The organism is Candidatus Tisiphia endosymbiont of Nemotelus nigrinus, assembly GCF_964026475.1.
Classification (GTDB): domain Bacteria; phylum Pseudomonadota; class Alphaproteobacteria; order Rickettsiales; family Rickettsiaceae; genus Tisiphia.
Genome location: NZ_OZ032151.1, coordinates 162,763 through 175,663, shown reverse-complemented (window position 1 = coordinate 175,663; position 12,901 = coordinate 162,763). Strand labels below are relative to the sequence as shown.

Sequence of the window (12,901 nt, the reverse complement as noted above, 5' to 3'; positions counted from 1 at the left end):
ATATTATAAGGTAATTACTAATGTTGGAAACATCACATATATTACAGGAATATTTGCCTATAGCGGTATTTTTTGCTATAGCAGTAGTTTTGTCGTTGATAATAGTTACATTACCGAGACTATTGAGTCCTCGAAAATATAATAAAGCTAAGTTGGATAGTTACGAATGCGGGTTTGAACCTTTTAGCGATGCTAGAAGTAAATTTGACGTACGTTTTTATCTAGTAGCTATTTTATTTATTATTTTTGACTTAGAAGTAGCCTTTTTGATGCCATGGGCTATTACTCTTGGAAAAATTGGTAAATTTGGTTTTTTTTCAATGATGTTTTTCTTATTCGTACTTACTGTTGGTTTTATATATGAATGGAAAAAAGGAGCCTTAGATTGGGAATAATGACATGAAAGCAGAAATAGATTTATATGATCAAGATAAGCTACTTGCAGAAGAAATCTCAAATCGGGGCTTCTTGATAACTAAACTTGATGATTTGCTAGGCTGGGCTAGATCTAATTCGCTTTGGCCTATGAGTTTTGGTCTTGCTTGCTGTGCAGTAGAAATGATGCAAGCTGCTTCTAGCCGTTACGATATGGATCGTTTTGGTATGTTATTTAGACCTAGTCCACGTCAATCTGATCTAATGATAGTTGCAGGAACCTTAACCAATAAGATGGCTCCGGCTCTTAGAAAAGTTTATGACCAAATGACTGAGCCTAAATGGGTTCTGTCAATGGGAAGTTGTGCCAATGGTGGTGGTTATTACCACTATTCCTACTCGGTAGTGCGTGGCTGTGATCAGATTGTTCCGGTAGACGTATATGTACCAGGTTGCCCTCCGACCGCTGAAGCTTTGATTTATGGTTTAATGCAGCTACAAAGGAAAATTAGAAGGACTACTAGATTTAAGAATATTAGTGTATAATATGGAAGCGATTATTGATAATTTAATAAAAAATCAAGGACTTGAGATAACTGTATTACCTGTACAGTTAAATGGTTCAAATATACATTTTTCTGCATATAAATCTACTATAGAAAGTCTGGTATCATTTTTATCGTTAATTAAGCAATCTGAGGATTTACGTTTTACTGTGTTGACAGATTTGTTTGCTGCCGATTTCTTGAACCGTTCTAGACGGTTTGAAGTGGTATATAATTTACTAAGTCTTAAATTAAATAAACGTATATTAGTTAAAGTTGAGGTTGGAGAAAATGATATAATTCCTTCAGTTACCAAAATCTTTAGTGCTGCTTGCTGGTATGAACGTGAAGCATATGATATGTTTGGAGTGAATTTTGCTGGGAGTCATGATATTCGTCGTATTCTAACAGATTATGATTTTGTTGGACACCCTCTTAGAAAAGATTTTCCATTAACTGGTTACGTGCAAGTTAAATATGATGATACTCTGGCAAAAGTAGTATATGAGCCAGTTAAACTTGATCAGCCATATAGAGAATTTGATTTTTCATCAGGTTGGAAAGGGCCGAATTATGTATTACCTGGGGATGAGAAAGCAAATAAACATATATGATTTCAGACAGACCAAAACATGATAAAATATTTCGTAAATCTATGGATAATCAAATAATTGCCAAGGAGTTTTTAGCTATAACATATTTTTAGGTAAACATAATCAAAATGAAACATCGCTTTAATTTATTACTTATATTTATTTGGTTTTATCAATTTTTTATCTCTCCCCTACTTGGTGTCAATTGCCGTTTTTATCCATCATGTTCAGAATATGCTAAGTCGGCAATAATGATACATGGCAATATTAAAGGATTATGGTTGTTTATTAAGAGAATAATAAGGTGTAATCCTTTTTGTCATGGGGGATGTGACCATGTGCCTAATCAGATAGAACAGGACGATTAGAGAGTAGACCTAAGTGGTAACTATTACGTCTACTCTCTAATCGCCATGGTTAGTATATATTTATTTTGTAAATTGACAAATAATACAATCTTCTATACTATCAAATATCAAAATTTATAACACCAATGGTAGGTTCTGTTAATGTTTCTAAAGTGTTATAGTTAAGTAAAGCTGAAGTTTAATTAATCAACCTGATCAATATAATTAAAAAAATATCATATTTATGAACATTAAAGTTAAAAGATTAGAACATTCTGTAGATATGTTGCCTAGTTATGCTACCCAGCATAGTTCTGGTATGGATCTAATAGCAGCAAATATTGCTCCAATAACTATAAAACCACAAGAAGCAAATTTGGTACCCACGGGAATTTGTATAGCATTGCCTAGTCATTTAGAAGCTCAAATCAGACCAAGATCAGGTTTAGCACTAAAGCATTATATTACCGTACTAAACTCGCCTGGTACAATTGATGCTGACTATCGTGGAGAGATAAAGGTAATTTTAATTAATCATGCTAAGAAAGATTTTGTAATTGAACGTGGCATGAAAATTGCTCAGATGGTTGTTGCTAGATATGAACAGATATTATGGGATGAGGTGGATGTGTTAGATGAAACACCTAGAGGGTTTGGTGGATTTGGTTCGACTGGAAAATTTTAAGTTATGCTTTTTCAGTATAGGAAATTATGCTGTAGCAATGAACCTAACACTACAGTTGTAGATTTCAAAAACTAGAAACCATATTGTAAAGAAAACCCTCAAATTTTCTATAATTTATTCAGTCTATAACTGTAGTGCTAGACACTTATATCATAATTTAAAGATATAAGTGTCTAGGTTATAAGAACGAACAACTGTCATCGCGAGCCACAATAGAAACAATCAGGATTAAAGCGGTTTGCCCCCTCATTGTTAAATATTAGTTTGATAATAATCTTATTTTTATACTATATAAAAATAAGATTATTACCGTAAATCAGTTAAAATACATTCGAAGAATCGTTTCAAAAATGCATTTTTCCTTATAACAAAGCCAATTCGATATAAAAATTATTAATTCTTATATCGAATTGAGGTTTAAAATAATAAAATTATGAAAGTTTTTAGAATATTCTTGCTCAGCTATTATTTAATTCTATCATTGTTAACTACACATTTTGTATATGCCAGCCCATTTAACCATCCGGAAACATGGAGAAAAGTCGAAATTTCAAAATTGCTTAAAACATCTAAAGTACACCATATCAAACCTATGCAAGAATTTCTCATGGAAGAAGGCAAGAAAATAGAATTTGGTGGAGAAGTTTATTTAGTTACTTTAGACAATCAGGTAAAAGCTGTCTTTAAAAATTTACCAGCAGATGATTTGGGAGATGCCCAATCTGAAGTAGCAGCCTATCAAGCTTCTCTAGTTTTAGGCTTTCCTTATGTTCCTCCAACAGTGATGCGTAAAATCAATGGTATGACAGGCTCCTTGCAACTATACATTGATACTGAAATTGATCCTTTAGCACCTGGAGAGTATGAAAAAGCTCTGCAAGAGGTTTCCATACTCGATCAAAATAACCTACAAACTTTTTACTTCATTTTCGGACAATGGGATTCTGGACCACATAATTTGTTGATATTTAAGGATCCTAAGAAAACATATTTTATTGCAATAGATAATTCTGGTATTCGTAATCGCCAACACGTTAAACTTGGAGAGCTACCTTTTGTTAGAGTGTTATATAGTGACAAGCTAAATACCAATGATTATGATAAACCATTTCCTTTTGATAAAGCCGAGACCATTGATATACCTAATGAAGAAAATCTAAAACAAAGATTAAAAAATCAAGTACCTTATACGTTTTATAAAAGCTTTAAGTCTTATAACCAACCTCTTAGATTTGTTATTTATCAAAATAGCATATGGCGTCAGTATCATGCATTTGATAAAAGTTTTATAATATCTTATCCAAAGCAATGTTATAACGACACTATAAAAGCTATAAAAAATTTAGACTTACCTACTCTTAGGAAAATTTTTATAGCAGCGAAAGGTTCTGATTTTTTAAATAATTCTTATCTCAATGCTATATTAGAACGCCGCGATCAAATTTTAAAGCATTGCCTAAAAATTAAATAAGAAAAATTTAATTATACTCTATAATTTTATTAACTCTGCTTTTTTTGTTAAAGACTCTATACCATTTAAGTCAGTGGCAGTTACCCATAGTTGTAATCCTAATTCTAGAAAAAGATCAATCAAATATTCTCTCCTTTTTTTATCAAGATGGACAAAAACCTCATCTAACAGTAAAATAGGCATAGCGATATTTTCTTTAATAGCATAATTAACTTGGGCAAGTATTATTGCAATGAGCACAGCCTTCTGTTCACCGGTAGAACAGTGTTTAGTTAGGGCATTTTTTTCTTTATGAATAACTATAAAATCACTTTTATGAACTCCAAAATTAGTACGATTAGACATTCTATCACGAATACGACATCCCACTAATTCTTTTTTTATAAAATCAATATCTATAGCATAATTTTTTGATATTTTTTCTTCTACAACTCCATTAATTGATAAAATAGCTTTAGGGAACTCATTATCCAAATCATCAATAGTTTTTTGAATATGTTCTAAAATTTTCAACCTGTTAATAGCGATCTCAACCGATAATTCTGCCATTTTTTCCTCAATTACTCCAAGCCAATTTGTATCAACTTGCTCTTGTAATAGGATTTTACTGCGTTCATGCATATAATATTCATATTTAGTAACTATTTCTGCATGAGATGGGTTAAAATTATAAACAATCCTGTCAAAGAATTTACGTCTATCACTAATACCGGAAGAAAAAATACCATCCATTTGGGGAGTAAGCCAAACCATAGCAGAAAACTTGCTCAGTTCATTATTTTGTATTTTAACACCGTTAAACTCTGTAAATCGCCTATTAGATTGACGTTTTACATTTGTTAAAATTTCAGCTAAGCCAAGTTTACTATGCAATAGCCCATAAACCGAACAATGATCTACCCCTCTTTGACAAATATCATCTAATTTGGCTGATCTTAAACCTCTACCAGGTGAAAATAGTGATATTGATTCTAGAATGTTAGTTTTGCCACTACCATTTTCTCCTATTAATATAATAGGGTTATTACCAGTGTTAATCTCTAAATCCTGAAAATTACGGTAATTTAGTAGTTTTAATTTTTGTAAGTAAATGTTATTAATCAATAAATTGTCTTCCCACCACTCTTAAATTTCTGATGAGCCTGGTTTAATTTTTTGATAAATTCTGGAGAATATGATTTGACATCACTTTTTGATCCGCCTTCATATTGTTTGGCTAAATCTATCCCGCCTTTAATCATATTATAAGCAAAATTTTCTTTTTTTGTTTCTCCAGCTATTCTTTTAGGATTCATAAACTTATAAACTTGATATAAAGCAAAATTTTTAACTAAACGTCTTGCTTCCAATCTAGATTGCTTGCTTATACCTTGTAAATTATCTTTTGATTTTATCAACCCTCGGTTAGCTTCTTTTACCAATAGCGAATGTTGTTGCATCAAGTAACTACTTACTTCAGCAATATTCTTACTGATAAGTTTTTCATCAATTTTAAGATTTAATTTCTTATTATTGAGTTTGCCCAAATATTTTTGTATTAATATGATAATCTGTGTCTGTAATTTTGTCAGATCCATTGTTTGCTCATTAAGACAAGCTAATATTTGTTCTATCTCTTGTTCGAAAGCATCGTTTGCACTTAACTCATTGAAAATTTCCATCGCCTCATCGGAGCTAAGTTCATCCTCATTAGTGATACCTACTAACGCATCCTTAATTTGGTCTGCTAACTTTCTAGAGTCCTTTGGTTTTTTGTTGTCTTCTTCCATTTATTAGCCTCCTATTTACCTAGACGATGCACATAGTAATTAGTGAGATGCATACATCTTTTAGTTAAACATCATTGCGAGGAGCTACTTTAGTGGTGACACGGCAATCCAAATTACTTAATTATAACTATACTTTTTGTGGACTGCTTCGTCGCCTTACGGTTTCCTCTTAATAACGTTGAAGAATTTTGTGTGCATCATCTAGCCTATACCACGCCTATTCTTGAGTAGTAAAGTGTCCTCTATAAGTTCTATACAACATGACTCCTTGACGCTCTTCAATTATAGTTTTGCATAATAAGGCTGTATCAATAGCTTTTTGTCTTTTGGTGAATTTATATTCTTTTTCTGTACATAATTCACTTATACTAATGTTCTGCCAAACAAGTCCATCAAAAATTTTGGCTTTAATATAACCACTTGACTTTAAATTCCCATAATCTCCTTTATTAACACTTAATGCGTCATCATTCAACAAAAGCTTAATATCCCCGACTTTTAACTTCGTTATCGAATCAACATATTTAATATAAACTTTACCGGTTAATTCTATAGTGCTAGGTATCATAATATTCTATCTTTGACTTATACAGGAAGTCTAATACAGCTAACCAGATTAGTATCTCACCTTACGCATAACCCCCATAACAATTTAAAAACTGCAGAAAAGTACAAGACGCTATTAGCGAAACCACGTAGTGGTTGTGGCAACCCATATTCATTAGATTGCTTCGTCGCTACTAAAGTAGCTCCTCGCAATGACCGTAAATTTGGCTTAATGTTATTCAGGTAGCTATAACTTCTCCTTAAAAATGATGCAATATTGGTTCTTGTTCATCATATTCTTTTAACATGTAACCACGTCCCCATACTGTATCAATGTAGTTTGTACCACCAGCAGCATCAGCCAACTTCTTGCGTAATTTGCAGACAAATACGTCTATAATTTTAATCTCTGGTTCATCAACACTACTATACAGATGATCTAAGAACATCTCCTTATTCAATACCGTTCCCCTACGCAATACCAACAATTCTAAAATAGCATATTCCTTGTTTGTTAAATGGACCTTTTTGCCATCAACTTCTACAATTCTGGTATCAAGATGAATACTTACCTTGTCAAACCTAACCACTGACTCAGAGTGTCCTTTAGAACGACGAACAATTGCATAAATACGAGCAATTAACTCTTCGCGGTTAAATGGTTTTGTGATATAATCATCTGCCCCACATGTAAGACCTTTAATTTTTTGATCAACTGTAGTAAGACCCGATAAAATCAATATAGGTGTTTTTACTTTAGCGGAACGTAATCTCAGCAGGACCTCAAATCCGCTAATATCTGGCAGCATAAGGTCTAAAATAATTAAATCATAATTGTAAACTTTAGCTATTTCTATCCCCTCTGCACCAAACTCTACCACTTCACAAATAATTCCTTCTGAAGCTAACGTTAATTCAATAGAGCTAGCTATGTCACTATTATCTTCTACTAACAGCACCCTCATTACATCTTTCTCCTTAATAAATTTTTCTTTATTAACTTACTTTTTATTACACGCTATGTTCTCATTTTATCTTTATAAGAGCAAGTAATTTTATTAGAATAACAGAATTTAGGATAACTTAAATTATCCTAAATTTGCATATATTCAAAGATAAATGTTCATAGCACCTAATTAAATAAAATATTACTTACACTTCTTCCAAGAAGGTTTTAGCCATAGAACTGACCTAGAAAGCAGTTAAAATATTAGATACTACAATAAGATCGTTATTACTAACTTTTTCCATTATAATAAATTTTTGTTCTTGAATATCTCACAAATCAGTAGAGATTGTTAAATAAGCAAAGTTTATCATTAAATTTATCATGAATTATAGTTTTTCTTAAACAAACTATAATTTTAATTAGAAACCTCCATATAACCTAAAGTAGATAAACTAAAAATAATAAAGTATTACATTATAAATAGTAAGTTTAAACGATCATTTCATTGTAGACGTTTGTTATGATTTTTGCAATCACGTTAGTTGTAATTTTATTAAAATTTAGTATAGACAATTGTAGATTATTGTTATAATCATAAATAATGACGTAAGGATTTTATATAAATTATTTACTATTTACGCATGAAATTTAAAAGTTATAGAGAAAACAGCTTGGCGTCTATTAACTATAAACTACTTATAGTAGTGACGAGGCAATCCAAAATATGTCGCTATTTGGCAATAGACAGGGATAACCGGCTACTATAGAATCACTACTAGAAATAATGAAGAAGTTATAGTGTCCAAAACTCTAAAAATTTCTAAGTGCCAAGTGCAGTTATTACCTTTATTGCTTATTATATTAGCGTTTATAATCCTCTTATCACTGGGGTTTTGGCAAATTGTTAGATTGCAGGAAAAAGAATTATTTTTAAATTCAATAAAAAATAACCTTAATAATCCTCCTATTGATATAAAAACACTTAGTGTAGATAAATTATATGCTAAAGTGAAAATGAAAGGGCATTTTTTGGCTGGTAAGAATTTGCATCTTTATGGACGCAAATCAATGTCTACTGAAAAAGATGGCTATTATTTAATTAGCCCTTTTCAAACCGATGGTAATAAGATAATCTTAGTGGCACAAGGATGGTTTGCTGGGAAGTATAAGAAAAATATTGATAATGTAGTGAATGATTCTACAGAAATTACTGGTGTAATTCTCCCTAGTGAGAAAACCAAGCTGTTTGTCTTAGGTAATGATGTTAAAAATAATGTTTGGTTTACCTTGGATTTAATTCAAGCGTCTGATATTCTTGGTTTGACATTAGAGAATTTTTATTTAATTATGGAAGGTAACAATAACCGATCTGATATTCTTCAAAGCTTGTCAATTAACAATCTGTTGAATGTTAGAAATAATCATTTAGAATATGCTATTACTTGGTTTACATTAGCAATTTCATTAGCAGTAATGTTTGTGATTTATCATTTGCCTAAAAGAAATTAAAAATTAAATAAAGGGGTTGTTATGATATTAAAAGTAGGCGATATTGCACCAAATTTCACCATGTCAATAGGTGAAGATATTAAAATGAATTTGTCAGATTTATCAGGCAAGTTTGTTGTGTTATATTTTTATCCGAAAGATGATACACCAGGCTGTACTATTGAAGCAGGTGATTTTAATAAATTAAAGGCAGAATTTGAAAAGATGAATGCTATCATTGTTGGTGTATCAAAAGACAACTTAGACTCTCATGATAAATTTAAGAAGAAATATTGTTTGGATTTTGATCTTGCATCAGACTCTAATTCTGATACTTGCGAGAAATATGGAGTTTGGGTGGAAAAATCGATGTTTGGTAAGAAATATATGGGGGTTGAGCGAACTACTTTTTTAATAGACAAAAAAGGTAAGATAGTTCATATTTGGTCAAAAGTGCAGGTGGCTAGACATGCTGAAGATGTATTAAATCAGGTGAAGGCTCACCAACCATGATTTTTTGCATGCTGAATACGAGTTTATCAATAAACAATTAAAATTTTGTTCACAGAACTTAGGAGACAGTAGGAGATAACTAATTAATCAGTTATCTCCTACTGTCTTCTGGTGAAAGTGTTTGGCTGTTTTATTGCTACTAAAACAACAAATTTTTAGATAGGAATAATTTATTTATTATTACTTCCGTACTTTAAATCTAATAAAGAAGTTGATATATATATTTATTGCATATATAATTCCGAATTTAGAAAATATTGCAAATAATATAATTTTTACTAACTCATGTAGTAAAATAATATTAATATAATAATGGTAATATGAAAAATAATAGTGCATTAGCAACTCAAGTAGCAAACCCTCTAAATAATGCTCTTGAAAAGTGTAAAATTGCTTTTTGGATAGTTTTTGGTTTTGCGTTTGTTATTAACTTGTTAATGTTGATAACGCCTCTTTATTCCTTACAAGTTCTTGATCGAGTTATAGGAAGTGGTAACACATGGACATTAATGTGGTTATCCATTATTATCGGTACAATCTATTTTATTTATGGGTTATTACAAATTGCAAGATCGTTCACCTTAATTAAAGTTGGTGAGTGGTTGGATAAAACAGTTGCTCCTGTAATTTTTGGTCACTCTATTTCAGCTGCTGCAACCCGTACTAATACTGGTGCTAGTCAATTACTTCGTGATTTCCAAACAATAAAAACTTTTGTAACTAGTACCGGTATTAATACTTTATTTGATGCTCCTTGGAGTGTTATCTATATAATAGTGATTTTCTTAATTCACCCATATATTGGAATTTTAACATTAGCTGGTGCTATTATTATCGTATCTACTGCTTTTTTTAATGCTGCTGCAACTAATAGAACTCTTGGTGAAGCTACTGAATTCTCCATAAAGGGTATGACTCAAGCTGACATTGCCAATAGGAATTCAGAAGTTGTAGAAGCTATGGGCATGATGAAAAACGTTACGGCGAATTGGCACCAATTTAATATTGCTGCTTTGGAAAAGCAATCAGTTGCCAGCTATCGCAATGGTGCTATCTCTAATTTTTCTAGATTTATTCGTAATATTATGCAAATGCTTGTAACTGGCATTGGTGCATATGTTGTTGTTAGTACTTCAGGAAGAGAGATGACTACTGGTGGTATGATTATGAGTTCTATTATAGTTGGCAGAGCTTTAGCTCCTTTCGATAATGCTATTGAGCTATGGAAGAGTATGAGTAGTTCTATAAAATCTTATAAAAATATCAATCAGTTATTTGCTTCATATAAATCAAGAGAAGAAGCGATGCCAATTCCAAATGTTGAAGGACATTTAACTGTAGAAAATATTTATTATTTACTTCCAGTCCCTCCATATATGCCACAACCACCTGTACCAAGATATATTTTAAAGGGAGTGTCCTTTGCCGTTCAGCCTAGTGAAATATTAGCAATTATAGGGCCTTCTGCTGCAGGCAAGTCAACCTTAGCTAAAATACTAGTCGGTGTATGGAAAGCATCGTCAGGAACTGTTAGACTTGACAGTGGTGAAGTTTATTCTTGGAATAGAGAAAATTTTGGTAATCATGTAGGATATTTGCCACAAGGGATAGAATTATTTAGTGGTAGTATAAAGCAGAATATAGCTAGGATGGCTGAAAATGCTGATCCAGAAAAAGTAATTGAGGCTGCTAAAATTGCTGGAGCTCATGAAATGGTATTAAGACTACCAGATGGTTACGATTCAGATATTGGAACAGCTGGCTCTAATCTCTCTGGTGGACAAAGGCAACGTGTTGGTCTTGCTAGAGCATTTTACGGTAACCCTAAACTAATTATTTTAGATGAACCTAATGCTAATCTTGATGAGGCAGGTGAAATAGCTCTATCAAACTCTTTAAAGCAAGCAAAATCTAGGGGGATTGCTGTAGTTGTTATATCTCATAGACCTTCTGTACTATCAGTGGTAGATAAGATTTTGGTATTACAAGATGGGGCAGTAGCTCTTTATGGTACTCAAGAAGAAATGCAAAATCGAATTAAATTGTTACAAAGCGGTGTAATTCACATTAACGAATAAGTTTTAAACATATGGAAGAAAAGCCAAATAATAATAAACCAACATTTACCGCGGAGCAACTTAAACAACTGTTGTCGTTACAAAATGATTTGGTATCCACGAAAAAAACAAAAGGAGGTATTTTATCACAAAAGATAATAGTAAGTCTTTCTAAGACAATTCAAAATACATTGTATTATCTTGATCGTTTTATCAATTTTGTTACCAAAAATAATGATGTTGATCGCAATGATGTAGTACAGACTGCTAGAACTCCAATTCTTTTTGGGATATATATAATAATCTTCTTTGTTTTAGTTGGAGGAATATGGGGGAGTTGTGCCCCTCTTGATAGTGCGGCTGGAGCATCAGGTGTATTGGTAACATATAGTAATAAGAAGATAATTAACCACCAAGAGGGTGGAATTATAGCTAATATTTTTATTAAACAAGGCGATAAAGTTAAGATAGGCGATAAATTAATAGAGTTAGAAGATACAAAGATCAAATCGCAGTACGAAATTACTTTAAGCCAATATAGGCACGCTTTGGCAACAGAAAGTCGTTTGATTGCTGAGAGAGATAATCAAGATAAGATTGAGTTTCCAAAATTATTAACAGAAGCCATAAATCTACCTGAAGTAGCAAGGGTTATACATACTCAAGAAAGTTTATTTTACTCCAAAAAAGAAGTGTATAAAAGTGAGAAAAATGCTTTGCATCAAAGGATCGAACAATTAAATAAAAAAATAGAAGGACTGCAAGCTAAAAAAATTGCTTATATGAAAAGTTTAGAAGTTGCTAAGGATCGTTTAAAAGCAATGCATACTTTGCATGAGAAGGGCTTTGCTCAAAAAGCTGCTCTATTGGAACTTGAATCTAGGGAAGCAAATTTTAAAAGTGAAATAGCTATGACAGACACTGAAATTGCTGGTACTAAGCATGCAATCACAGAAAGTGAAATTAGTATTATTAACTTACAGAATAAATATACAGAGAAAACACTGACTGAACTAAAAGAAGCACAGGGGCAAGTATCTCATCTAAAAGAGCAGTTTACCGCTTATAAAGACTCCTTGAGTCGTACAGTTGTTAAATCCCCAGTTGATGGTATTATAAATGTATTGAACTTTCATACAATAGGCGGAGTAATTGCTCCAGGTGTTCCGATTGTAGAAATTTCTCCAACTAATGATACTTTGATAATAGAGGCAAGAGTTCCACAGAAGAACATAGATTCTGTGCATGAAGGTTTGTTAGCAAAAATTCGTTTTAGTGCTTTTAAGTCTAGAACAACGCCATTATTTACCGGTAAAGTAGTTAGAATATCTCCTGATACTGTACAAGACAGAAACCAAATGCAACAAGGTCCAGAGACTTTTTACATTGCTATAATTGAGATTGATATGGATGAATTTAATAAGATTGCAAAAGCTAGAAAATTAGAACTACATCCTGGTATGCAGGTGGAAGTTCAAATTGTCACTGGCACAAGAACTCTTCTAAGATATTTACTTGATCCTATTACTGATAGTATGTTCAGAGCGTTTAAAGAAAAATGAT

At 31.9% G+C, this 12,901-nt stretch carries 14 protein-coding genes; 10 read left to right on the top strand and 4 right to left on the bottom strand.

Features of this window, described 5'->3' with window-relative positions; translation table 11 throughout:
- The first annotated feature begins 20 nt into the window (after positions 1–20).
- The 6 genes from AAGD39_RS00905 (at position 21) to AAGD39_RS00880 (ending at position 4,016) form a co-directional block, all read left to right on the top strand.
- Positions 21–395 carry an NADH-quinone oxidoreductase subunit A gene (locus AAGD39_RS00905; protein ID WP_341756781.1) on the top strand — a complete coding sequence of 125 codons (375 nt, stop codon included), beginning with the start codon at positions 21–23 and terminating at the stop codon, positions 393–395.
- Between the two features lie 4 nt (positions 396–399).
- Positions 400–921, top strand: a complete 522-nt coding sequence (locus tag AAGD39_RS00900; RefSeq protein WP_341756780.1) for a NuoB/complex I 20 kDa subunit family protein — start codon at positions 400–402, stop codon at positions 919–921.
- A gap of 1 nt (position 922) precedes the next feature.
- A complete protein-coding gene (locus AAGD39_RS00895) occupies positions 923–1,534 on the top strand; it encodes an NADH-quinone oxidoreductase subunit C (RefSeq protein ID WP_375359790.1) in 612 nt (203 codons plus the stop codon).
- A gap of 107 nt (positions 1,535–1,641) precedes the next feature.
- The gene (yidD, locus tag AAGD39_RS00890) at positions 1,642–1,881 is read left to right on the top strand and encodes a membrane protein insertion efficiency factor YidD (RefSeq protein ID WP_341756779.1); all 240 of its coding nucleotides are present in this window, start codon (positions 1,642–1,644) and stop codon (positions 1,879–1,881) included.
- Positions 1,882–2,104: 223 nt separating this feature from the next.
- Entirely contained in the window at positions 2,105–2,545 is a 441-nt protein-coding gene (gene dut / locus AAGD39_RS00885; protein ID WP_341756778.1) for a dUTP diphosphatase, read from the top strand.
- Positions 2,546–2,978: 433 nt separating this feature from the next.
- Positions 2,979–4,016: a hypothetical protein gene (locus tag AAGD39_RS00880; RefSeq protein ID WP_341756777.1), complete on the top strand. Its 1,038-nt coding sequence runs from the start codon at positions 2,979–2,981 to the stop codon at positions 4,014–4,016.
- Between the two features lie 18 nt (positions 4,017–4,034).
- On the opposite strand, the gene recF is transcribed toward AAGD39_RS00880, so the two are convergent.
- The 4 genes from recF to ctrA all read right to left on the bottom strand — a co-directional run bounded on the left by recF (position 4,035) and on the right by ctrA (position 7,296).
- Positions 4,035–5,117 carry a DNA replication/repair protein RecF gene (gene recF / locus AAGD39_RS00875; RefSeq protein WP_341757194.1) on the bottom strand — a complete coding sequence of 361 codons (1,083 nt, stop codon included), beginning with the start codon at positions 5,115–5,117 and terminating at the stop codon, positions 4,035–4,037.
- On the bottom strand, positions 5,117–5,785 hold the full coding sequence (locus AAGD39_RS00870) for a DUF5394 family protein (protein WP_341756776.1): 669 nt from the start codon (positions 5,783–5,785) through the stop codon (positions 5,117–5,119). Before AAGD39_RS00870 ends, recF begins: the two co-directional genes overlap by 1 nt.
- A gap of 217 nt (positions 5,786–6,002) precedes the next feature.
- A complete protein-coding gene (locus AAGD39_RS00865; protein WP_341756775.1) occupies positions 6,003–6,353 on the bottom strand; it encodes a hypothetical protein in 351 nt (116 codons plus the stop codon).
- A gap of 238 nt (positions 6,354–6,591) precedes the next feature.
- Positions 6,592–7,296 (bottom strand): response regulator transcription factor CtrA, encoded by a 705-nt coding sequence (gene ctrA / locus AAGD39_RS00860; protein ID WP_341756774.1) that lies wholly within the window; start codon positions 7,294–7,296, stop codon positions 6,592–6,594.
- A gap of 782 nt (positions 7,297–8,078) precedes the next feature.
- Between ctrA and AAGD39_RS00855 the strand changes: the two genes are divergently transcribed.
- The 4 genes from AAGD39_RS00855 (at position 8,079) to AAGD39_RS00840 (ending at position 12,900) form a co-directional block, all read left to right on the top strand.
- Positions 8,079–8,789, top strand: coding sequence for an SURF1 family protein (locus AAGD39_RS00855; RefSeq protein ID WP_341756773.1), 711 nt, complete (start codon positions 8,079–8,081; stop codon positions 8,787–8,789).
- Positions 8,790–8,810: 21 nt separating this feature from the next.
- Entirely contained in the window at positions 8,811–9,281 is a 471-nt protein-coding gene (gene bcp / locus AAGD39_RS00850) for a thioredoxin-dependent thiol peroxidase (RefSeq protein ID WP_341756772.1), read from the top strand.
- Positions 9,282–9,601: 320 nt separating this feature from the next.
- Positions 9,602–11,359, top strand: a complete 1,758-nt coding sequence (locus AAGD39_RS00845) for a type I secretion system permease/ATPase (RefSeq protein ID WP_341756771.1) — start codon at positions 9,602–9,604, stop codon at positions 11,357–11,359.
- An 11-nt stretch (positions 11,360–11,370) separates the two neighbouring features.
- A complete protein-coding gene (locus AAGD39_RS00840; protein WP_341756770.1) occupies positions 11,371–12,900 on the top strand; it encodes an HlyD family type I secretion periplasmic adaptor subunit in 1,530 nt (509 codons plus the stop codon).
- The last annotated feature ends 1 nt before the right edge of the window (position 12,901 follow it).